21 protein-coding genes are annotated in these 20,993 nt (G+C 51.0%); 9 read left to right on the top strand and 12 right to left on the bottom strand.

Annotation, left to right across the window (positions count from 1 at the left end; all coding sequences use genetic code 11):
* Positions 1 to 3: 3 nt before the first annotated feature.
* The 4 genes from EHT87_RS28085 to msrB form a co-directional block, all read right to left on the bottom strand.
* Positions 4 to 1,749, bottom strand: a complete 1,746-nt coding sequence (locus EHT87_RS28085) for a GMC oxidoreductase (protein WP_124910095.1) — start codon at positions 1,747 to 1,749, stop codon at positions 4 to 6.
* A gap of 344 nt (positions 1,750 to 2,093) precedes the next feature.
* On the bottom strand, positions 2,094 to 2,567 hold the full coding sequence (locus EHT87_RS28090) for a hypothetical protein (protein ID WP_124910096.1): 474 nt from the start codon (positions 2,565 to 2,567) through the stop codon (positions 2,094 to 2,096).
* Positions 2,568 to 2,705: 138 nt separating this feature from the next.
* Positions 2,706 to 3,986: a D-alanyl-D-alanine carboxypeptidase/D-alanyl-D-alanine-endopeptidase gene (locus EHT87_RS28095; protein WP_124910097.1), complete on the bottom strand. Its 1,281-nt coding sequence runs from the start codon at positions 3,984 to 3,986 to the stop codon at positions 2,706 to 2,708.
* Between the two features lie 243 nt (positions 3,987 to 4,229).
* Positions 4,230 to 4,625, bottom strand: a complete 396-nt coding sequence (msrB, locus tag EHT87_RS28100) for a peptide-methionine (R)-S-oxide reductase MsrB (protein ID WP_124910098.1) — start codon at positions 4,623 to 4,625, stop codon at positions 4,230 to 4,232.
* A 164-nt stretch (positions 4,626 to 4,789) separates the two neighbouring features.
* On the opposite strand from msrB, the gene EHT87_RS28105 reads away from it, so the two are divergent.
* Both EHT87_RS28105 and EHT87_RS28110 read left to right on the top strand, forming a co-directional pair.
* On the top strand, positions 4,790 to 6,709 hold the full coding sequence (locus EHT87_RS28105; RefSeq protein WP_124910099.1) for a RecQ family ATP-dependent DNA helicase: 1,920 nt from the start codon (positions 4,790 to 4,792) through the stop codon (positions 6,707 to 6,709).
* A gap of 4 nt (positions 6,710 to 6,713) precedes the next feature.
* Positions 6,714 to 8,117: a DUF5723 family protein gene (locus tag EHT87_RS28110; RefSeq protein WP_124910100.1), complete on the top strand. Its 1,404-nt coding sequence runs from the start codon at positions 6,714 to 6,716 to the stop codon at positions 8,115 to 8,117.
* 76 nt (positions 8,118 to 8,193) lie between these two features.
* Here the strand turns inward: EHT87_RS28110 and tpiA are convergent, their stop codons facing one another.
* The gene (gene tpiA, locus EHT87_RS28115; RefSeq protein ID WP_124910101.1) at positions 8,194 to 8,958 is read right to left on the bottom strand and encodes a triose-phosphate isomerase; all 765 of its coding nucleotides are present in this window, start codon (positions 8,956 to 8,958) and stop codon (positions 8,194 to 8,196) included.
* A 232-nt stretch (positions 8,959 to 9,190) separates the two neighbouring features.
* Here tpiA and EHT87_RS28120 point away from each other — a divergent pair, with 232 nt between their 5' ends.
* A complete protein-coding gene (locus tag EHT87_RS28120) occupies positions 9,191 to 10,444 on the top strand; it encodes an aspartyl protease family protein (protein WP_124910102.1) in 1,254 nt (417 codons plus the stop codon).
* Positions 10,445 to 10,588: 144 nt separating this feature from the next.
* Here EHT87_RS28120 and rpmB read toward each other — a convergent pair whose 3' ends face one another.
* Both rpmB and EHT87_RS31465 read right to left on the bottom strand, forming a co-directional pair.
* Positions 10,589 to 10,828: a 50S ribosomal protein L28 gene (gene rpmB, locus EHT87_RS28125; protein ID WP_124910103.1), complete on the bottom strand. Its 240-nt coding sequence runs from the start codon at positions 10,826 to 10,828 to the stop codon at positions 10,589 to 10,591.
* Positions 10,829 to 10,973: 145 nt separating this feature from the next.
* Positions 10,974 to 11,144 carry a C1orf53 family protein gene (locus EHT87_RS31465; protein ID WP_185716368.1) on the bottom strand — a complete coding sequence of 57 codons (171 nt, stop codon included), beginning with the start codon at positions 11,142 to 11,144 and terminating at the stop codon, positions 10,974 to 10,976.
* Positions 11,145 to 11,259: 115 nt separating this feature from the next.
* Between EHT87_RS31465 and rocD the strand changes: the two genes are divergently transcribed.
* A complete protein-coding gene (gene rocD / locus EHT87_RS28130) occupies positions 11,260 to 12,513 on the top strand; it encodes an ornithine--oxo-acid transaminase (protein WP_124910104.1) in 1,254 nt (417 codons plus the stop codon).
* 99 nt (positions 12,514 to 12,612) lie between these two features.
* Entirely contained in the window at positions 12,613 to 14,088 is a 1,476-nt protein-coding gene (locus EHT87_RS28135) for an alpha/beta hydrolase (protein WP_185716369.1), read from the top strand.
* A gap of 28 nt (positions 14,089 to 14,116) precedes the next feature.
* Here the strand turns inward: EHT87_RS28135 and EHT87_RS28140 are convergent, their stop codons facing one another.
* The 3 genes from EHT87_RS28140 to EHT87_RS28150 are packed head-to-tail and all read right to left on the bottom strand — an operon-like array spanning position 14,117 to position 16,211.
* Positions 14,117 to 14,944: a hypothetical protein gene (locus tag EHT87_RS28140; RefSeq protein ID WP_124910106.1), complete on the bottom strand. Its 828-nt coding sequence runs from the start codon at positions 14,942 to 14,944 to the stop codon at positions 14,117 to 14,119.
* Between the two features lie 8 nt (positions 14,945 to 14,952).
* On the bottom strand, positions 14,953 to 15,672 hold the full coding sequence (locus tag EHT87_RS28145) for a hypothetical protein (RefSeq protein ID WP_124910107.1): 720 nt from the start codon (positions 15,670 to 15,672) through the stop codon (positions 14,953 to 14,955).
* On the bottom strand, positions 15,669 to 16,211 hold the full coding sequence (locus tag EHT87_RS28150) for an RNA polymerase sigma factor (RefSeq protein ID WP_124910108.1): 543 nt from the start codon (positions 16,209 to 16,211) through the stop codon (positions 15,669 to 15,671). Before EHT87_RS28150 ends, EHT87_RS28145 begins: the two co-directional genes overlap by 4 nt.
* 213 nt (positions 16,212 to 16,424) lie before the next feature.
* Here EHT87_RS28150 and EHT87_RS28155 point away from each other — a divergent pair, with 213 nt between their 5' ends.
* The 3 genes from EHT87_RS28155 to EHT87_RS28165 all read left to right on the top strand — a co-directional run bounded on the left by EHT87_RS28155 (position 16,425) and on the right by EHT87_RS28165 (position 18,706).
* On the top strand, positions 16,425 to 16,997 hold the full coding sequence (locus tag EHT87_RS28155; RefSeq protein ID WP_124910109.1) for an RNA polymerase sigma factor: 573 nt from the start codon (positions 16,425 to 16,427) through the stop codon (positions 16,995 to 16,997).
* A 91-nt stretch (positions 16,998 to 17,088) separates the two neighbouring features.
* On the top strand, positions 17,089 to 17,670 hold the full coding sequence (locus EHT87_RS28160; RefSeq protein WP_124910110.1) for a hypothetical protein: 582 nt from the start codon (positions 17,089 to 17,091) through the stop codon (positions 17,668 to 17,670).
* Complete coding sequence (locus EHT87_RS28165; protein ID WP_229321419.1) at positions 17,645 to 18,706, top strand: hypothetical protein; 1,062 nt, start codon at positions 17,645 to 17,647, stop codon at positions 18,704 to 18,706. The genes EHT87_RS28160 and EHT87_RS28165 overlap by 26 nt, the downstream gene beginning before the upstream one ends.
* On the opposite strand, the gene EHT87_RS28170 is transcribed toward EHT87_RS28165, so the two are convergent.
* Positions 18,707 to 19,210: a cupin domain-containing protein gene (locus EHT87_RS28170; protein ID WP_124910111.1), complete on the bottom strand. Its 504-nt coding sequence runs from the start codon at positions 19,208 to 19,210 to the stop codon at positions 18,707 to 18,709.
* A 9-nt stretch (positions 19,211 to 19,219) separates the two neighbouring features.
* Positions 19,220 to 19,732 (bottom strand): cupin domain-containing protein, encoded by a 513-nt coding sequence (locus EHT87_RS28175; protein WP_221622085.1) that lies wholly within the window; start codon positions 19,730 to 19,732, stop codon positions 19,220 to 19,222.
* A 201-nt stretch (positions 19,733 to 19,933) separates the two neighbouring features.
* Here EHT87_RS28175 and EHT87_RS28180 point away from each other — a divergent pair, with 201 nt between their 5' ends.
* Positions 19,934 to 20,992, top strand: coding sequence for a class I SAM-dependent methyltransferase (locus EHT87_RS28180; protein ID WP_124910113.1), 1,059 nt, complete (start codon positions 19,934 to 19,936; stop codon positions 20,990 to 20,992).
* The last annotated feature ends 1 nt before the right edge of the window (position 20,993 follow it).

The raw sequence follows: 20,993 nt of genomic DNA on the forward strand, positions 1-20,993 counted from the left end.
CAATTAAATATTCTTCCGTTTTACCTGATCGATCAAATATTCCGACGTGCGCATGGATGCGGCCAGGATGGTCCAGGTAACGTTTTTGTCGCCCTGCGTAACGAACGGAGCCGCATCGACCACGAACAGATTTTTGACGTCGTGGGCCTGCTGAAACTTGTTCAGCGCCGACTTGGCGGGGTCGTTGCCCATCCGCACCGTACCGACTTCGTGGATAATCCGGCCGGGAGCGGCCAAGCCGTAGTTCTGCTCTTTACCCGGTTTGTTGCCCATCGGCATCCCGCCCATCGCTTCGATGATCTGCTCGAAGGTATCCTGCATGTGCTTCGCCTGCTTGATTTCGGCGTCCGACCATTTGTAGTGAAACCGCAGCGTCGGAATCCCGTATTTATCGACCGCATTCGGGTCAATTTCGCAGTAATTGCTCTCCAGCGGAATCGGTTCACCCCGGCCCGACATGCTGACGTAGGCACCATAAAACCGGCGCATGTCATCTTTCAAACCGGCTCCGTAACCACCCGCAGGCTTCATTTTCCCATCACGACCGGGAATTTTTCCGTTCAGTGCTTCAATACCGCCCCCAAAACCGTAGCCCGGCATTCCCATGCCGCCCCCGTATTCGATGTGGTAGCCGCGCGGGAAATCCAGTTTTTTGTTGTCGAGCCACCAGGGCGTAAAGACGTGCATCCCGCCCACGCCGTCTTCATTATACCGCTTGCGATCCATCAGCGCGGGTACGAATCCGGACCGCGACGCCCCCGTCGAATCGTTCAGGTACTTCCCGACCACGCCACTCGAATTGGCGAGTCCATTCGGAAAGCGCGACGATTTGGAGTTCAGCAGCAGCCGCGCCGATTCGCAGGTGCTGGCCCCGAGAATAATCGTTTTTCCGTACACCGACATTTCCTGCATACTAATCGTATCGACGTAGGAAACGCCCGTGGCCAGACCGGTTTTGGCATCGGTCAGCACTTCACGCACCATCGCGTTGTTTTGCAGCGTCAGATTACCGGTTTTCATGGCCGGAATACACAGCACCGACGACGACGAAAAATCGGCGTAGGCCGAGCAGCCCCGGTTGCACTGGCGGCAGTAAAAACACTGCCCGCGTTCCTTGTTGATGGGCTGGGTCAGAATCGATAAGCGCGACGGAATCACCGGAATGCCAATACCGGTAGCCGCTTTTTTGAGCATAAGCTCGTGCAGCCGCGGTTTGGGCGGTGGCAGAAAATGGCCGTCCGGCTCGTTGTGCAGGTTTTCGACCGAACCAAATACGCCGATCAGTTTATCGACCCGGTCGTAGAACGGCTTCATGTCTTCGTAGCCGATGGGCCAGTCGTCGCCAACGCCCGAGAGGGAGCCACGCCGGAAATCGTCGGGACCGAAGCGCATCGAAATCCGGCCCCAGTGGTTGGTGCGCCCTCCCAGCATCCGGGATCGGAACCAGAAAAAATCGGCACCGGGTTTCGACGTGTACGGTTCGCCCTCGATTTCCCAACCACCCCAGGCCGCATCGAAGTCACCGCCCGACCGCGTGGTGCTGGCCCCGCGCCGGGGCGATTCATACGGCCATTTAAGCTGCGTCATGTACTTCGGATCGGCCGGGTCGAAATAACCACCGGCTTCGAGGAGCAACACTTTGGCCCCGGCTTTGGTCAGCATGTATGCCGCCATGCCGCCCCCGGCACCCGATCCAACGACGATGGCGTCATAAACCGTCGGGGCTTTTTTGATTTGAAAAAGATCCATTTAAGTAGGTTTAGGAACTAGCCGGGCTACGGCCTAAATACCGCATAATCAGAAAACTATACCTAAAAAGCAATCGGGCCGCACCAACTACTGATGCGGCCCGATTGCCTTACGCCTTCGTGTCTAAACGCCTTTTTGCCTGGTCCTAACGTACCAGTCGTTTCCGTTAACTTCCGGCCCTGGAAGGGCGTTCTGTTACTAGCCCCAAAAGGCATTTCATAGCCGGTAGCTCCGGAGGAGCGTTCTAAAAACACGATCAGAACGCTCCTCCGGAGCTACCGGCTATGAAATGCCTTTTTTGACTAGTAACAGGACAGGCCTCCGGCCTTCATTCAAATGCCTTCTTAAACTTTAGGGATATGTCCAACGCTGGAAACGGGTTCGGTGAGGCCACCGGCCCGCTGAGGAATTGAAAGAACCGGATTCTCATCAATCATTTTCAGATCCCAGAGGGCAATGGATTCGTACGGGATTTTCAGTTTGGCAAGCTCATTCATCACTTCGCTGTAGGCGCGTTGATTTAAACTTTTGAAGCTTTGCAAATCGGCCGGTTTCAGCAGAGCCAGCGTCTCGATGAGGGTAATTCGGCCCACTTCGGCCAGGTTGCAGATTTTCCGGCGCCGAACAATGGAGTAGAACGTCATTCGGGTCTGCACCCGCAGCGGTATTTGCTCCAGCGTAATGGCAGGAATCTGGCTGAGAATCTGTTTTCGGCGTTGGATCTCACTTTCCAAAAACGCTTGTAATCTGATCAGTTCTGCCCCGGATACGGTCGTAATTTTCTGGCGCAACTGATCAAGATTTAATTCTTCCTGCATGATATGTGTGATTCGGCGGGGCACTTTACAGCATCAAAATTAGCGGTATAACCCTGGTTTTCAACGGAAAACTTCCGTTTTTTTCGAGAAATTTTAGGGTTTTGATAATCAGGAATTTAGCAACAACTGGACCTTTATTCAATACCGCTGGTAAATTTCCGTTAGAAAAGCCGCCGTCCGATTCCGCAGGTCGGCCACCGATCCGGCGAAATTATTGTGCATCATACTGAACAGCATCAACTTGCCTTTTTTCGTAATTAAATAACCGCTCAGGTTATAAACCCCGGTCATCGAGCCGGATTTGGCATACACAAACGGCCGGTCGGTGGTGTATAACCGCTGGATACTTCCCGTTGACCCGCCAACCGCCAGCAGTCGAAACAGCCGTTCCTGCGGTACGATTTTGTAAATTTTCCCGAGCAAACTGACCAACGAACGCGGTGTGAACAGATTATACCGCGACAAGCCCGACCCGTCGACCCAGTTGGGTTTGTCGGGCAAGTCCGCCAGGTGCTTTTTCAGCACGGTTTCAATGCCCAGCGAACTGTTGAGCGTGTCCTGAACCGACGAGCATAGGAGCATCAGGTGTTCGGCCAACATGTTATCACTCACATGCAGCATTCGTTTATAGAGCGAATCGGCGGGTTGACTATAGAGCGTTTTGGCCGAACGATCGAAGCGAAGGTTGGCAACAGACACCTCGCGGTGCAGCGTGTCGGCCAGTAACCGGGCAGCCAGTGCTGGAGACCAGCGAAAGGGAATATCCTGGTGAAACGGGCGCACGGCAGCGGGACGATCGAAGTGGTTGCGAACCTCGTCGCGCTGGACATCCCTCGAAAATTTCCGCACCGAAACCGCCGATACGCTATCCCGGAAAAAACGCGGTTCGACGTCCAGACGCGCCACGCGATCGGGCGAGAGGAAGCGGACAAAATTACCGTAGAGCGGCAGCGGGGCGAGTTCCGTCGAATAATCATCGTTAAAATCATCCCACGACCAGCCGGGGCCAAAACGCGGTCCGCTGTAATTGGCCGGTGAAAAAACCAGCCGTTCGGGGCGGTTTCGCAAAAACCGCAAAACCGTCGTGTCGGGCAGATTCTGATTTAACAACAACGGATCGCCGGTTCCCCAGAAAATCAGCGAATCGGCGCGCAGGCTATACCGCAAAGCCGGTATGGAATCCCCCAGGGTGACCAGTCCGGCGTAGAAACTGACGAGCTTGGTGTTGGATGCGGGTGTAAAATACTGGCTGGCATTGTGTTGCACGACCAGTTTTTGCTGTTTCCAATCATACAAGGCAAACCCGGTAAAATGGTCGGTTAATTGGGGATTCTGACGAAGTTGGCGCAGAATTGGGCGGTAGGTGGCACATCCCGTCAGAACCAGGAAAGCACAAAGGGGATATAAAAGGCTTCTCATACCCCAAAATACGGTTTTTTGGATTTAGTATAGCGAACCTGGCCGAATTATGGCCCCGGAGGGGCTAAATGTTAATAGAAAGGATTTTATAAGGTAACCAAAAGCTCCGGCGGAGCGCCCTTGAATTGCTTAGGACGCTCCGCCGGAGCTTTTAATCTTTAGCGCATTTTCTCTATTCACAGGCAACCCCTCCGGGGTCAAAAACTGCCCGGACTACTAAAAACCGGCGGTTTTCCAAAAAAATCACGCGGGTTTCAGCTTCAACGCTACCGAATTCAGACAATACCGCTGCCCCGACGGCGGAGGTCCGTCGTTGAAAACGTGGCCGAGGTGCGCATCGCAAACTGCACATTCAACTTCGACGCGCGTCATCCCGAAGCTATAATCGTTTTCGAGATGAATCAATGCCGGATCGATTGGATCGGTAAAACTGGGCCAGCCCGTTCCGGAATCGAACTTTTGTTTGGATTCAAACAGATCGGTGCCGCAGCAAACGCACTGGTAAATGCCCGGGTCGTGGCTTTCGCAATACTCGCCCGTGAAAGCCCGTTCGGTCCCTTTTTGACGCGTAACCCGGTATTGTTCCGGCGTTAGCAACTGACGCCATTCCTGGTCGGTTTTGATGACTTTTGTGATCATGAAGTATAAATTTTAACGGATTTTGTCATTACCGCAACAGCTTTCAACGTTGAACCGTTGTATTTTTGAGCTGCTCAATCCCGGGTCTGTCCAGCATTCGGATAAAAGCCGTATTCCCATGGTTACTAAACTAATTTCGGATTGATTTATCTTTACAGCCGGTTATGACCATCCACCAAATTCTTAAACAATTCTGGGGGTACGAGTCGTTCCGGCCTTTGCAGGAGGATATTATCCGCTCCGTGCTCGACCGGCGCGATACGCTCGTCTTGCTGCCAACCGGCGGAGGAAAATCCCTTTGTTTTCAGCTACCGGCTCTGGCAACCGACGGCGTTTGCCTCGTCGTTACGCCTTTGATTGCCCTCATGAAAGACCAGGTCGAGCAGTTGCGTAAGCGCGGGATTTCGGCGGTGGCGATTTATTCGGGGATGCACTGGCGGGAAATCGACCGGGCACTCGACAACTGCATCTATGGCAACGTCCGGTTTCTGTATGTCTCGCCCGAACGACTCCAAACCGAAATTCTGATCGAACGGGTCAAGCAGATGAAAATTAATTTCCTGGCCGTCGACGAAGCGCACTGCATTTCGGCCTGGGGATACGATTTTCGGCCTCCTTACCTTCAGATTGCGGCTTTTCGGGAGCTTTTGCCGGGTGTCTCGGTGGTGGCACTGACGGCTTCAGCTACGCCCGAAGTGCAGGCCGACATTGTCGGAAAGCTGCAAATGCGGCATCCGCAAGTGTTCCGGCAAACCTTCGCCCGCAAGAATTTGTCTTATTCCGCGTTTTACGAGGAAAACAAAGAAGCCCGGCTGCTGAAAATCTTGCAGGGTGTGCCGGGTTCGGCGATTGTTTACGTACGCAGCCGACGACAAACGCAGGACGTGGCCGAGTGGCTGCACCACCAGGGTATTCGCGCCGATTATTACCACGCCGGTTTGACGGCCCGGCAACGGTCTGATAAACAGGATGCCTGGGTTCATAATCGGGTGCGGGTGATCGTGGCCACCAATGCCTTCGGGATGGGAATTGACAAACCCGACGTGCGGACGGTTGTTCACCTGGATGTGCCCGACAGCCTGGAAGCCTATTATCAGGAAGCCGGGCGGGCGGGGCGGGATGAGAAGAAGGCCTATGCGGTTTTATTGTACAATCCGAAGGATCTGGCTGATATTGAACAGCGAATGATCCAGCAATACCAGCCGGTCGAGATGCTCAAAAGGGTGTATCAGGCGCTGGCCAATTATGCCAACCTGGCCATCGGCGGAGGTGAATTTTCGGATATTGATTTCGATCTGACGGCGTTCTGTCAGTCGTTTCAATTACCGGTAACGGATACGCATTACGCCTTGAAACAGTTGCAACTGGAAGGGTTTATCGAACTGAGTGAAGCGTATTTCAGCCCGTCGAAAGTAATGATTGCGGTAGACAACCGGGCGTTGTACGAGTTTCAGGTTATGAATCCGCATTATGATTCATTTCTGAAACTGTTGCTGCGAATTTACGGCGGTGAGTTGTTTACCAACTTCGTCAGCATTTCGGAAAGTTCGATTGCCAAAACCACCCGGATGCCGGAGAACGAGGTTCTTTCTTTCCTGGAACAACTGTCGCAGCGGTCGATTCTGGTGTACGAAAAGCAAAAAGACAAACCGCAGCTGACGTTTCTGACCCCGCGTTTCGACGCCCGGAATTTGCCCATCAATGTGCTGGAACTGGAGCAGCGGAAACAGCGGGATTTGGCAAAAGTGCGGGCAATGGTCGACTACGTTCAAAATCCGGTGCAGTGCCGGACCCGGCTGCTGCAGGCGTATTTTGGCGAAGAACCCGGTGAAGCCTGCGGTATTTGCGACCATTGTTTAAGCCAGCATCAAAACTCGCTGGATACGGCCCAGCTCCGGCAACGAATTTTTCAATACCTCGACGCAACCGACGGGCAGGGTCTTGCTCCCCGCCTGCTGGCCGACCGTCTGAATCTGAATACCGAACAATTGGCCGGCGTAATCCGGCAAATGCTGGCCGACGAGCAATTGCGGATCGATTCCGCCGGTAATCTGCACACGATGAACACAATGAATCAACGATAACTTTATGAAGAAATCCGTTTCGCGTCTATTCCTGAGCGTTCTGGTCGGTTTGAATTGCCCTACGGTTTGGGCACAATACCAGCCGGGTTTGGTCAGCAGCAATTACGGCGGCATTCACCGAATGCTCCAGAATCCTTCCTCCATTGCCGGTTCGCGGTATAAATTTCAAGTGATTGCCTTCACCGGCACCTCTTCCGTCAATTCCTTATACACCAAATACATTGCAAAAGGCTTTTTTCAATCCATACAGCTTCCTTACAGTCAGGGCCTTAGCCTGCCACTCCGAACACTGGGTTCCATTACCGATGCGCCACGAACCACTTCTTATTCCGAAATTCTGGGGCCATCGGTTTTACTTAATGTCGACGGGAACCAGACCCTCGCCTTACACACCCGGCTGAAAAGTTATCTCTATGGTTCATCGCTGCCCGAAAATTTGACCGAAGCATATCGTAACCGGCTTTTTTACAAAAACTTACAGCCTTCGTCGGGCAGTTTTGACTTCAATCTGGCGCATAACAGCTACGGTGAGATTGGCCTGACATACGGTTTGCAGGTTTTCGACGGGCATTGGCACCGGTTGAATGTGGGAGCCACGGTACGGCGAATTGTGGGGGCTCAAATGACTTACCTGGACGCCCGGGGCAATTACGCGATTCGCCAAACCAACGGCGATGTCGATAAAACGCTGGCCATTACAAATTTGAATTACCGCTTGGGCCAGACGACGCCCCGCAAAGACTTCGGGCTTTCTTCGGTCTTTTCCAGTGCCTACGGCAGTGGTTGGGGTTATGATTTGGGCGCAACCTACGAAATCGGTCGTCGAACCACCGGAAGAGGGTATAATTCGGATACGCCCATGAAAGATCCGCGTCCGGCCTACTGGCTTCGCTTATCGGCGGCTTTAATGAACGGCGGCAGTATCAAGTATCCGACGGGTCAGGTTGTGACCGGTAGTGGCCAGTTGACTTTTCAGCAGGAAGAACTGGAGAAATTTGGCGATGCCCCCACGGATTACCTGACGGTTAAATCTGATAACAGCCCGCAAAAATACAGTCCCGGCAAAGTGGCCTTGCCGCGTATGCTCCACCTGGAAGCGGATATGCGCCTGGTGCCGTCCTTTTATGTCAATGGGTTGTTGATGAACAATCTGTCTTCTGCCGCGCGGGTTCAGATGCCCAATATGCTGATTATTACGCCCCGCTTCGAAGATGAAGATGTCGAATTTGGTTTGCCAATTTCCATCCTTGGTCCCGACAACCGGGTTGCCGTCGGAATGTCGACCCGTCTGGGGCCCATCACCCTCGGTTTCAGCGATATGGGACGGCTTTTCAGCAAAAAAGGCGACAACCGCAGTTCCCTCGCCTGGATTGGCCTCTCCGTCTGGAAATGGCGACAAAAGAATTAAAAATTAAGAGTTAAAAGTAGGCGGACGCACGTTTTTAGCTTGCGTCCGCCTACTTTTAATTCTTAACTCCTCCCCCTTACTGTCTTGCTTTTACGACGTTGGTGAATTCCCGGGATTTGAGGGAGGCACCGCCAATGAGACCACCATCGACGTCGGGGCGGGCAAAAATCTCGGCGGCATTCTTCTCGTTGGCGCTACCGCCGTAGAGGATTGAAGTATTGTCGGCCACTTCCTGACCGTAGTGGCTGGCCAGGTGCTGACGCAGAATATGGTGCATTTCCTGCGCCTGCTCGGAGGTTGCGGTTAAGCCCGTACCGATGGCCCAGATGGGTTCGTAGGCGATGACAATGTTGGCAAATTGCTCCGGCGAAAGGTGAAACAGACTTTCGGTCAGCTGCGTACGAACAAAATCAAGGTGAACTTCAGTTTGGCGCTGCTCCAGCGATTCGCCACAACAGAAGATCGGTGTCAGGCCGTTGGCGAGTGCACTAGTAACTTTTTCAGCCAGTTGGGCATTGGTTTCACCGAAATACTGCCGCCGTTCGCTATGGCCCAGAATGACATAAGGAACGCCGATTGACTTCAACATCGGAGCCGAAACCTCGCCCGTATAAGCACCGGAAGCCTTTTCATGACAGTTTTGTGCGCCCAGTGCTACCCGCGTCTGGCCTTCCAGATAAGGCTTGAGTGTGGTTAGGTAAATAGATGGCGGGCACAACACGACGTCTACATCGCCCGTTACCTCATCGCTAATCATATTGACCACTTCAGACACTAGCGCGACAGCCTCATCAAGCGTCTTGTTCATTTTCCAGTTACCGGCAACAATTTTCTTACGCATTGGTTATTGTATGGTTTTAAGCCCTGATTACGAATGGAATACAGGAAATGATCAGCATCCAAACTTAATTCGATCGTTTCTTGTTCAGCCACTCGCAGGACGAAATTAGCGGTTTTTCAGCAGCATTTGCCATTCAAATAAAAAGTATAAAAATTGTTCGGTAACGATTGAACAGAAATTGTGTTATTAGACAAAATAGTTGTACCTTTCCTACGTATTCACAATTAAGGCCATGAAGCTGTTTGTTGTTTTCTTCGGAATATTGCTTTGCTGGCAGGGAGCTTCGGCGGGCAATGACGAGCAGAGCGAACGATACGGTTATTTTATCACCAATAACCGGAAACAAACCCGAATTCCATTCCAGCTCCACTCCAATCTGATTATTGTTCCGGTCAAAATCAACAATTCAGACACCCTCCATTTTATACTTGATACGGGCGTCAGTTCGGTAATTATTACCGATCCGGCCGCCGTACGTCGGCAACCGTTGCGGTTCACCCGAAAAGTAAAACTAACCGGAGCCGGGGAAGGCGGTCAGTTGATGGCATCGGTAGCCATTGACAACATGCTGATGATGGGCCAGATGAAGGCCACTCACCAGAATATTGTTGTTCTCGATGATGACATTCTCAAACTATCAGAATACGTCGGGGTTCCGATTCACGGGATTTTTGGCTATGAAGTTTTCAATAATTTTGTTGTAACCATCGATTTTCAGCGGAAGGAACTTGTCCTGAACAGTCCCAAAAATTACCGGTATCGCCGGTCGCACGGTTCACGGTATCCTATTGCGATTCAGGATACGAAGCCGTATACGGACGTGATGGCACTGCTCGAAGGCGGCAAAACCTTGCCGATCCGGGTGGTGATTGACACCGGCGCGGGCCACGCTCTACTGATCAACCGCAGCAATGGTGATGATATTCACTTGCCAGATAGGGTGATAAGAGCCCAATTGGGACGCGGTTTAAGTGGGGTAATCAACGGGAATCTGGGTCGGATCGAAAAAATTCGACTGGGTAATTTTGAAATGGCCAATGTCGTGGCATCTTTTCCGGACAGTACGTCGTTCGGCTTAAAAATCGCAGAATATGCCGCAGAGCGCAATGGAAATTTAGGCTGTGAAATTCTGCGCCGGTTCAAGGTGACGTTCAATTATCAGGATAAATACATGGTTCTGAAACCCATCAAACGCATCCTGAAGCAGTCCTTTGAACACGACATGAGTGGCCTCGAACTGAAAGCACGGGGTGATAATTTCCGGAATTATTACATTGAAAAAGTGATCGACGACTCACCCGCCAGCCGCTCTGGCTTAAAAGATGGCGATGAGGTGCTGTTTATCAACAATCTGCCAGCTGGCGATCTGAACGTGAGCGAAATCTACAAGATGCTGCAAAAAGGCGAAGGAAAAGAAATCACTATTCTCGTTCGACGAAACGGTAATATCATTTTTGCCCAATTCGCGCTGAAGCGAATGATTTAAAAAATTAAAAACGCAACCTGCAAGTAACGGAATGTAGAGATTGACTCTTCTACATTCCGTTACCTGCAGGTTGCGTTTTTACCTAAAAGAGCAATTTAATCCCGCAGGAAAACCGCCTGGTAACGTGTTAAATACCGTAATTCATTAAACAGACAGCGTTCCCCGGCTGTGTGCGTCTTTCAATACGGCTTCAAGGCCTTTCTTATTGATCGTCCGCATGGCTGAAGTAGCAACCCTCAAAGTAACCCATGCTCCCTGCGACTCAAGGAAGAAGCGTTTCTTCTGCAAGTTGGGATAAAACTTGCGTTTGGTTCTATTATTAGCGTGTGATACGTTATTACCAACCCGCGTCCGCTTTCCTGTAATTTGACAAACTCGTGCCATGACAATACCTGTTTCTGAATGAGCCTGCAAAATTGGTAAATAATTTATTCAAATACAACCGTAAGGAGTTAAAAGTTAAGAATTAAGAGTGAAAAGTTGGCTGACGCATTCAAGCACGCGTCAGCCAACTTTTCACTCTTAATTCTTAACTTTTTAACTCTTTTTGGTAGGGGCAGTGTTTACAGCCATTTTTACAACAGTAGCCCCGCTTCAAATGGTATTCTTTTGTAAAGACGATGTATCCCTGTTCGTTGTAATAGTAATCTTCATCGTCGAGGCCCGCAATTTTGGGCTTTTTGAGGTTCGTTGGCAGCATTGTTTGTCTGACTGAGCAAGGAATTGTATTTTTGAAGTAATTTACCACCACTGGGCATCGCCCGAAAATTACGCATTAGCCTTTAATTAACCCACTCTCCTTGAACTTTGTACGTATGGAAACGCTCTCTCCCCGCACAGCAACGCAGCAAGCCATCGATTTAGAATGGAAATACGGCGCTCATAATTACAAACCGGTTCCGGTGGTGCTCAATCGCGGTGAAGGTATTTTTCTCTGGGATGTGGAAGGGCGTAAGTACTTCGATTTTCTATCTGCTTATAGTGCCGTCAGTCAGGGGCATTGTCATCCTCGCATCATCAATGCCTTTATTGAGCAAGCCCAACGCCTGACGCTGACTTCACGCGCTTTCCTGACCGACCAGTTGGGCGTTTGCGAAAAATTTCTGTGTGACTATTTTGGCTATGATAAAGTCTTAATGATGAATTCGGGTGCTGAAGCGGGCGAAACAGCGCTCAAACTCACCCGGAAATGGGCCTATAAAGTCAAAGGCATTGCGCAGAATCAGGCGAAGACGGTTTATGCCACCGGCAATTTCTGGGGGCGGACGCTAGCGGCCATTTCATCGTCTACCGATCCGGAAAGTACGAATGATTATGGTCCGCTGTTACCGGGCTATCTGCTGATTCCGTACAACGACCTGAACGCCCTGGAGACTATTTTTCAGAAAGATCCGAACATCGCCGGATTTATGGTGGAGCCAATTCAGGGCGAAGCGGGCGTTGTTGTGCCGGATGACGGTTACCTGAAAGGGGTACGGGCGCTGTGCACAAAATACAACGTGCTGTTCATTGCCGACGAAGTACAAACCGGTATTGGAAGAACCGGAAAACGGCTGGCCTGTGACCATGAAGACGTAAAACCGGACTTGCTCGTGCTGGGAAAAGCGCTCTCCGGTGGTACGATGCCGGTTTCGGCCGTATTGGCCAATGACGAGGTGATGCTGACCATCAAACCGGGCGAACACGGTTCAACCTACGGCGGAAACCCGCTGGCCTGCGCCGTGACGATGGAAGCACTTCGGGTGGTTGAGGATGAGAACCTCGCCGGGAATGCCGCCGTGATGGGTGACGTATTCCGCAGTCGCATGAATGCGCTGATTCATAAAACCGACATGGTGAAGCTGGTGCGCGGAAAAGGATTGCTGAACGCCATTGTCATTGGTGAACATCCGAACTATGGCGAAAAAACGTCCTGGGAAATTTGCCTGCGGCTGAAAGACCGGGGCTTGCTGTGTAAACCAACCCACGGCGACAAAATCCGGTTTGCTCCGCCACTGATCATTACGGAAGAACAAATGCACGAAGCGTGCGACCTGATTGAAAAGACCATTCTCGAGTTTAGCCGATAATGCTGTTGCTCAACGTTGACTGAATTGCCTAATTCATACTCATTTAAAGTCAGCGCCATGAGCCACCTGTATCACCGTCTGCTAGTTCTATGTACTGTCATGTGTTTGGCAACCGGCGCTTATGCGCAGCTTCCTGATTGCGACGCTCAACGGTATTCTACGGCTATTTTTTCGTCAGTAACGGTCACAACCGGCGTGAAATACGGGCAGAATACAACCGTTGGCGGAGTTACCAAAAATCTGTTGACAGATATTTATCAACCCGTCGGCGACGCATCGGTCCGGCGTCCGCTGGTCATCCTGGCTTTCGGTGGCTCTTTTTTGGGTGGGCAACGCACGGATATGGATAGCTACGCCCGCAAATTTGCCCAGAAAGGCTACGTTGTCGCCACGATCGATTACCGGTTATACGACGGCTTTTTGCTCAACTACCTGAACGAACTGGTTTTCATGGATGAGGTGGTCAAAGCCGTTTCGGATATGAAAGCCGCCGTTCGCTTTTTCCGCAAAGATGCGTCGACGATCAATACCTACGGCATCGAGCCCAATTACATCATCATTGGCGGTTATTCGGCGGGGGCCATAACGGCTTTGCACGCGGGCTATGTGGATGCCGCTGAAATACCGGCCAACCTGGCCCCGGTTTTTGCGGCCAACGGCGGTATCAACGGCAACACCGACGATCCGGCCAACTCTGCCACCGCGTATTCGTCGGAGGTTCAGGGCGTCTGGAGCCTGTCGGGAGCGATTAACTCCAAAAATTACATCGATGCCTGCGATCCGCCTTTGTTTATGGTTCACGGTGATCAGGACGCTGTCGTTCCCTATGGCAGCGGTTTTTTAACATCACCGTCCCAGATTCCATTCGTCATCAATATCACAGCCGTTGACGGAAGTTCCGTTCTGGCCACGCAGGCTACTGCGGTCGGTGTACCCAATCAATTGTATACCGTTGCGGGCGGAGGCCATAATGACATTTATGCCAATGCTACCGTCCTTTCACAGTTGGACCAGCAGGGAAGTTTATTTCTAAAACAAAATGTTGCTTGCGCAACCACAAATTGCGTAAACATTTCACCAAGTAGCAGTCAAACCGTTTGCGAAGGCAGTACCGTCGCGTTGAGCGCGTCCGTCACCTGCGGAACCAGCCCGGTTTACAGTTGGAGTGGGCCCAACAATTTTACCAGCACAGTGGCTAATCCAACCCTTGCGAATGCGACAACGGCCGCCAGTGGAAGTTATACCGTCATTGTCAGCGACGCCGGGAAATGCTCCGGCACCGCCGTTGTGGCGGTTACCGTTAACCCCAAACCCCTGCTTACCCTCCTGCCGGGTTCCGTGTCACTGACGGGTTGTAACTGCAACACATCGACCGTCGTAGCCAAAACGACACCAGCCGGAACAGCCATCAACTGGAGTCGAACGCCGGGCGGAAATCCCTTACCCAATGCAGGAACGGGTCTGGATCAAGTCACCATTACCCAATCGCTGCCCTCGGGGAGTTTTACGTACCAATTTATCGCCACCCTGAACGGCTGCCAAACGACCGGCTCGATCCCGGTTTTAGTTCCGTAGCACGTGTTTAGTTTCCGGCGGTTTTTCTTTAAAACCGGATGGTCAGTCCCGGAAAAATCTGTTTGAAATTATTGGTAAAAATAATCTCCGGCTGAATCGTCATGCGCTCATGGATCACGCTGGAGATCAGCAGCTTCATGGTTGTACCGGTAAAAATATCGCCCTTGCGGTGAACCAGATACCCCACGCCTACTTTGAAATTGCTCGGGCCGAACGAGGTGGTTTCCGGCCGGGTGCCGATGCCCTCCCGCACATTTTCGCCAAAAGCAACGTAGGCAAACCCGTTGGCATTCATCGTGAAGCCTTTGTCGGCTTTTTCGAAGAAGTAATACGGGGTGTAGCCCAGCCAGAGCCGACGCTCGACGTTATTGTTCATCTTGTTGCGAAAACCAAACCGGATACTGGCGTCCACCGTCGGTGCAATCGTATTTCGAACCAGACCCGCACCAAACTCAAAAGCCAGTTGCGCGGCTACTTTATAGGTTCGGTTGGTGGCGACAAATTCCGTCAACGGCATGGGATAGTTAAAATTAATTCGCCGTAATGAATCGAGGTTGTTGACCCGAAAAAAAACCAGGTTCCCCTGCAAACCGCGCTCCCAGTTGTAGGCCAGAGGGTTACGGCCACTGGTCAGGTAATCCCGGCGATTGCTCTCCCGAACATACGCATACAGCTTTTGCCTTTCGGTCTCGGTCAGGCTGCTCAAATTAGGTCCGATGGCGTACACTTTGGGACCGACTTTCAGTTCTTTGAAGTCGCGAATCAAAACCGTATCGGAGCGGATAGCCGGCGTTTGGGCGTAGAGTTGCGTGCAAAGACCAAAGGCCAATGCCAAAAGGAAATGTCTGGTTTTCATAGCAGTGGTTATAAGGAAATCTGAAGTTGAACAGGGGCTTTTTCGTATGAATAAACGGGTCGTGTTGATAAGGACGCTGGTCTGATCAGATTGGGAACCAGGGCAATGGGTAACCGGAAGCGTTTTTTTCGGGGCAGGATTCCGTCTTCCGCCGGTTCCGTCATGGTTTTATCTGTTTCGACGGTTTTAATAACCCGACTAATCGGGGCAAATTCGGTGACCGGTATCGAACGTAGCGGCAACTCGTTTACCGATCCGACAAGCCGATCCGCTTTTTGATTTTCTGGAATCGGATTCGTTTCCACTGCCTCCGCAAAAACCGGCTTTTGTGCATCAGAACGCCGGTTTTTCTCACGAGCGTACTGATGATACGGTTTTTTAATCAGCGGTTTGAGCACTTTCGGTACTTGACGGGTCATTACGTTGGCTTCTTCTTCCTTCCTTGCGTTAGTTTTCACCGAAATCGGTGCCGGCAATTTTCGGCCAAAAGCCGTTTTCGGATGCGGATCTGCCTGATTGGTAGTCCGGAAAACCAGCCAGCCAATCCCGATTACCAGGAAAAAACCGGCGGCCATTTGCCACCAGATCCCGATACCCCGAAGACGTTTCCGGTGCTCCAGCGCCTGGTCGAGCCGTTCCCAGGTTGGCGTTTTGTCCCAGGGCAGATCGGTGTCGGAAAGCCGTTGCAGACCGTCGCGGTATAGCTCATCAAGTTCGTTTTCACTCATGGTTTTGCCCCGTTTTCACTTTTTTTTAACAATTCCTGCAACGCTTTGCGGGCTTTGTGCAACTGTGATTTGGATGTGCTTTCGCTAATGCCCAGCATGGTTCCAATTTCCTGATGCGAATACCCTTCGATAACGTACAGATTAAAAACCGTCCGGTAGCCATCGGGTAATTCGAACAACCGCTCGAGCAATTCCCGGGCCGACAGCTCATCGTCGGCCTGACCCGGATGGCTGATTTCCAGCGACTCCGGATCGAGCGTCATCCAGAACAGTTTTCGCTGCCGCAAATGCATCAGCGACTGGTTGATAAAAATCCGTTTCAGCCAGGCTTCGAAGGCGCGTTCGTTCTGAAACGTCAGCTTCCCGATACCGTTAAAGACATTCATAAATGCTTCCATCACCACATCCTCCGCTTCGGCCGGGTCGCGCAGATACCGGACACACAACCGGTACATTCCGGAGGCATACCGCTCATATAAAGCCTTCTGACCCTGTCGGTTTTCGTGTTGGCAGGCGTAAAAAATGGCTTCAAGCGTCACGGGTTTCGGTATGTGATTTGTGGATAGAATGCGGTATGGATTGGTCAGGTTGCCTGCCTATTAAAAACTTTTTACTTCATATGAAATTTTTCAGAACGGCGTGGGGCCCTTTTTAGTACAAGTCACAGAAAAAAAATAATACTTTGTGCAACGTTGACGTAACGCGCCGTGTCATTGAGAAGAAAATCAGCCGCATCCGATTCCTCAGGCCGCTTGGAAACAAAGTTGTATATAGACCGACATGTCGAACTCGTAGAAAGGTGTAAACAAGGTGAAAGACGTGCTCAATACGAATTGTATAAGCAGTATTCAAAAGCCATGTTTAACGTCTGTATGCGTATCCTTAACCACGTAGCCGAGGCTGAGGATGTGTTGCAGGAAGCCTTTCTGGATGCGTTCAGTAACCTCCATTCGTTCCGGAATCAATCAACGTTTGGAGCGTGGCTGAAACAGATCGTCGTCAATCGGGCTATTAATCACCTGCGGAGTCGGAAAAGCCGCGCCGGTCTGCAATGGGTCGATCTCGACTCGCAGCGTCTGGGGGAAGATGATGGTCTGGATGTGGCCGACACCGAACCATTCGACGAAGAAGGTGTTCAACTGGAAGTAGACCGGGTGCGCCGGGTCATGCAGGATTTGCCGGAAGGGTATCGGGTGGTTTTATCGCTGTATTTGTTCGAAGGCTATGATCATGAGGAAATCGGAGCCGTGTTGGGCATTAGCGAAACCACGTCCCGAACGCAGTACATGCGGGCCAAGAAGCGGCTTTTGGAAATGTTGAAATAAAAGCTGGATGATGGAAAGAGAAAATGATTGAATAAGAACCTAATTGAGACTATTCACTCTTTCACTCTTTCACTCATTCACTCATTGAGTTATGATGAAAGACAAGTTAGAACGATTTGTCCGGGACAACCGGGAAGATTTCGATGTATTTGAGCCCAGAGCGGATTTGTGGAAAGATTTGGAGAAAGGACTCGGGCACAAAGAACGTCCGTTGTGGCAACGTCCGCTATGGCAGGGATTTACCCTGAACACCTCCCGCCGGATGGTGTGGCAGATTGCCGCGTCCATCGCACTGATTGTGGGGCTGGGCGGTTTCTGGTATTTCAATCATCAATACGGGGTTACGGAGCAACCCGATATGGTGGCTTTTAGTCCAACCTACGCCCGAACCGTACAGCAATACAGCCGTTTGATTGAAGACAAACGGGGCGAATTGAAAACCGTCGCAGAAAACAACCCGGCTCTCTACCAGCAATTTGCGGCTGATTTTGAGCGGCTGGAAAAAACCTACCAGGGTTTAAAACAGGAATTGCCGAAAACCCCCAACCAGGAAATGATGATTCAGGCTATGGTTCAAAACCTGAAAATGCAGATCGATTTGCTCAATCAGCAATTGATGATCATCCAACGTATTAAGCAACAAAACAATGAAACGAATAAGCTTCCTGTTTAATCTTCTGTTCGTCGGTTTCCTGTCGGTCGGCCTGGTTATCGCCGACAACGACATTCTGGGCGAACGAAAAAAGACGATTGTGAAGGTCTACGACGTGACGTCCAAAGACCATTTAATGATTGAAAATCAGTTTGGTAACGTTAATATTGAGGTGTGGAACCGCGATGAAATCCGGGTTGATATTACGATCAAAGCGAGTTCCAGCTCCGAAGATCGGGTACAGAAATACCTGGATGCGGTAGAAATCAGCGAAAAACGCAGTGGCGACCAGATTAGTCTAAAAACCATTATCGATAAAAGCGGCTTTGGCGGAAACTGGATTATGACCCGGAATAAAGACGGTGAGAAGAATTTCGTCCAGATCGATTATCAGGTTTCTATGCCGAAAACCAATGCCTTGTATGTCAAAAATTCCTTCGGCAACACCACCATTCCGACCTTTAGCGCGCCCTTAACCATCAACCAGCAACACGGAAATTTTTCGACCACCGAATTGAATGGCAACCAGGTCGATGTGGACGTCCGCTTCGGAAAAGCCGATATTCAGGAAATGGGAAACGGTAAACTGAACATTCAATATTCAAAACTTCAGCTGGAAAAAGCGAACAACATCAGTCTGAATAATCAGTTTGGCGGGCTCTGGATTGGCGAAGTAAGTCGGCTGGACGGCAAAATCGGGTACTCGGGTGCCAAAATTGGTACTATTAAGCAATCGTGTAACCTCAAACTGGATTTTTCGGGCGGTTTCAAGATTGACCAATTGAACAAATCCGTCGATAACATTGATATTCAGGCCAGTTATTCATCGGTTGTTTTGCCAATGGCTAACACCAACGATTACAATTTCGATGTAACGGTCAGCTACGGCGGTTTCAAATACCCGAACGATGGCCGGATTATGATGACCGCCCAACCCGGCGACGACGACAAAGACCGGAGCCCTAAACTGACGAAACAGTATAGCGGGAAAGTGGGAAAAGGCACTGCCACCAAAGTGCGAATTGTTTCGACATTTGGCGAGGTGAAATTTCAATAATTAATGAGTGAGCAGCTCGATCACATCCCGGTGGTGCGGATGGGCGTTTACTAAATCCGAACAGTTTGCCAATTCAAAATCGGCAAAATCAAATCCCGGTGCCACCGTGCAACCCACCAGCGAATAAGCGGTTTCCGGCGCGGGTTTAGACCCAAACCAGCACCCGGCCGGCACAACCGCCTGAAACACTTCGCCCTGCGCCGGATTATTCCCCAACCGAATGATGTCGAGTTCGCCCGACGGATGAATGACGTAAACATTCAGGGGACCACCGGCGTAAAAGTGCCACATCTCGTCGGCCTGAATGCGGTGTAGCGCCGAAAAATGGTGGTTTTCCAGCAAAAAGAAAATACCGGTGCTGAAACTGCGCTCGCCCGAAAACCGCGCGGGCAGTGCCGCATGCGGTATTTTTTCGGCCGATCGGTACGTTTCGGCAAAATAACCGCCTTCGGGGTGCGCCTGCATGTGGTAGGTATCGATCCAGTATTGAGCGGGAAGGTTCATAAAAATCGCTTAAGCCGTTAACTTCACCCGCTGCACAATCGCTTTCACCGGCTCCGGCGACAACACCCGAACCGTGTGTTCCACATCCAGCGGAATATCGACGTAATCGCCCGCCGAAAGCCGGATGGTTTCGCCACCAATCCGGCATTCGCATTCACCTTCCAGAATCAAAAAGCTTTCGCGTTCATCGTGGTGATCTTCGGGTTTTACGTCTTCTTTCACCCAAATCATAAATTGCGAAATACCGTCGTTTTCCCGCAGCGGATGAACATATAAATTCCGAAACTCGCGGGTCGGCTGAATTGACGCAACGGTACGCTGCCACTGCTCACTGTCGGAATAGGCGGTAATACGCGGCAGATCCGCTAAATCGAAAGCCGGTGGCTCGCCAAGCTGGTTTAATGTATCGAGAATGCGGTTTTTTAGGTTTTGTGTTGGAACAGGTTTTTTATTTCTACTCCCTTTTAATGTCTTGAACTTTCGATCAATAGCCTGTTGGACAGCGGGATATAAAACTGCCATACGCTCTACCTCCTGAATTTCTTCGGGACGCAGCAGACCAAGACAATATTCATTCAGTATTCCGGAGTTAATAAATTCCTGTACCTTACTCATTCCTTAAAAATAAATGCCGCTTATTTCAGCCTTATCCCGGCTAAATCCGGTTTTAACTAAGAACGAATATACGTCGAAAATTATTAAGAATAAACCGGATCAACCCGCATGCGACTAACCGTTACGCCCGAAAACCTGCTCGAATGGATTGCTCTCAAAATCAATATGGTACCGTTGCCGCTCCTGCACGCCCAAATTTTCCCGATCGTTGGTAAAGCCGTGCTCGAAGCCGCCGACAAAGGGGTTTTTGAAGCGGTTCACAAAGGAAAACAAACGGTGGATGAGATTGCGGCCGAGTGCAGACTACACCCAAAAGCGTTGCGGGAGCTGATGGGTTTACTGCTGGTTCTGGGCTATTTCAAACAGCGCGATGGTCGGTATACGTTAACCCGCATTAGCCAGCGATGGGTGCTGAAAGATCATGATGAGTCGGTTTTTGGCATGATGCTGTTCAATAATCGGGTGGTTTGGCCCTGGTTTGAACAACTGGGAAATTACCTGCAAACCGGCGAGGGCATTCAGTATCACGACCACCTGACCACCGATCAATGGGCCTATTATCAGCAGGCGATGCTGGCGGCAACCGGCACCGAAGCAAAGGAGTTTGGCCGGAAAGCGCCAATTCCCAAAAACGCCACACGCATGCTCGACATCGGCGGCTCACACGGGCAACATTCGGTGGCCTTGTGCAAGAAATTGCCTGACCTTCAGGCCATTATTCTTGATTTGCCGCCGGCCATCGAGCAGGCGGCTCCGCTGCTGGCGCGGGCAGGCATGGGCGACCGCGTCCGACACCAGGCAGGAAATGCGCTGACGGATGATTTTGGCGAGTCGCAATACGACATTGTGCTGCTCTCCAGTCTGGCGCACCATTTCTCGAACGAACAAAACCGCGAAGTGGCCCGGAAAGTAGCCCGGGCGCTGAAACCCGGTGGCGTCTACATCATCAACGAATTCATCCGGCCCGAAACGGATGGAAAATCGGACGGCGTCGGAACAAATCTGGTCGGCAACAGCATGGATTTGTTCTATGGCTTAACCAGCACCGCCGGGAATTATGCCATCAGCGAGATTCAGTCCTGGCAAACGGACGCGGGCCTGAAGCTGTCGAAAGTGAAATCGTATCTTTCCATTCCGGGTCGGGCGATGGTGGTGGCTAAAAAGTAAT

It is taken from the genome of Larkinella knui (genome assembly GCF_003858645.1).
GTDB lineage: Bacteria > Bacteroidota > Bacteroidia > Cytophagales > Spirosomataceae > Larkinella > Larkinella knui.

Coding starts and splice junctions, on each gene's coding strand:
- EHT87_RS28085 (WP_124910095.1), bottom strand. CDS start 1,749: ATGGATCTTTTTCAAATCAAAAAAGCCCCGACGGTTTATGACGCCATC.
- EHT87_RS28090 (WP_124910096.1), bottom strand. CDS start 2,567: ATGCAGGAAGAATTAAATCTTGATCAGTTGCGCCAGAAAATTACGACC.
- EHT87_RS28095 (WP_124910097.1), bottom strand. CDS start 3,986: ATGAGAAGCCTTTTATATCCCCTTTGTGCTTTCCTGGTTCTGACGGGA.
- msrB (WP_124910098.1), bottom strand. CDS start 4,625: ATGATCACAAAAGTCATCAAAACCGACCAGGAATGGCGTCAGTTGCTA.
- EHT87_RS28105 (WP_124910099.1), top strand. CDS start 4,790: ATGACCATCCACCAAATTCTTAAACAATTCTGGGGGTACGAGTCGTTC.
- EHT87_RS28110 (WP_124910100.1), top strand. CDS start 6,714: ATGAAGAAATCCGTTTCGCGTCTATTCCTGAGCGTTCTGGTCGGTTTG.
- tpiA (WP_124910101.1), bottom strand. CDS start 8,958: ATGCGTAAGAAAATTGTTGCCGGTAACTGGAAAATGAACAAGACGCTT.
- EHT87_RS28120 (WP_124910102.1), top strand. CDS start 9,191: ATGAAGCTGTTTGTTGTTTTCTTCGGAATATTGCTTTGCTGGCAGGGA.
- rpmB (WP_124910103.1), bottom strand. CDS start 10,828: ATGGCACGAGTTTGTCAAATTACAGGAAAGCGGACGCGGGTTGGTAAT.
- EHT87_RS31465 (WP_185716368.1), bottom strand. CDS start 11,144: ATGCTGCCAACGAACCTCAAAAAGCCCAAAATTGCGGGCCTCGACGAT.
- rocD (WP_124910104.1), top strand. CDS start 11,260: ATGGAAACGCTCTCTCCCCGCACAGCAACGCAGCAAGCCATCGATTTA.
- EHT87_RS28135 (WP_185716369.1), top strand. CDS start 12,613: ATGTGTTTGGCAACCGGCGCTTATGCGCAGCTTCCTGATTGCGACGCT.
- EHT87_RS28140 (WP_124910106.1), bottom strand. CDS start 14,944: ATGAAAACCAGACATTTCCTTTTGGCATTGGCCTTTGGTCTTTGCACG.
- EHT87_RS28145 (WP_124910107.1), bottom strand. CDS start 15,672: ATGAGTGAAAACGAACTTGATGAGCTATACCGCGACGGTCTGCAACGG.
- EHT87_RS28160 (WP_124910110.1), top strand. CDS start 17,089: ATGATGAAAGACAAGTTAGAACGATTTGTCCGGGACAACCGGGAAGAT.
- EHT87_RS28165 (WP_229321419.1), top strand. CDS start 17,645: ATGAAACGAATAAGCTTCCTGTTTAATCTTCTGTTCGTCGGTTTCCTG.
- EHT87_RS28170 (WP_124910111.1), bottom strand. CDS start 19,210: ATGAACCTTCCCGCTCAATACTGGATCGATACCTACCACATGCAGGCG.
- EHT87_RS28175 (WP_221622085.1), bottom strand. CDS start 19,732: ATGGCAGTTTTATATCCCGCTGTCCAACAGGCTATTGATCGAAAGTTC.
- EHT87_RS28180 (WP_124910113.1), top strand. CDS start 19,934: ATGCGACTAACCGTTACGCCCGAAAACCTGCTCGAATGGATTGCTCTC.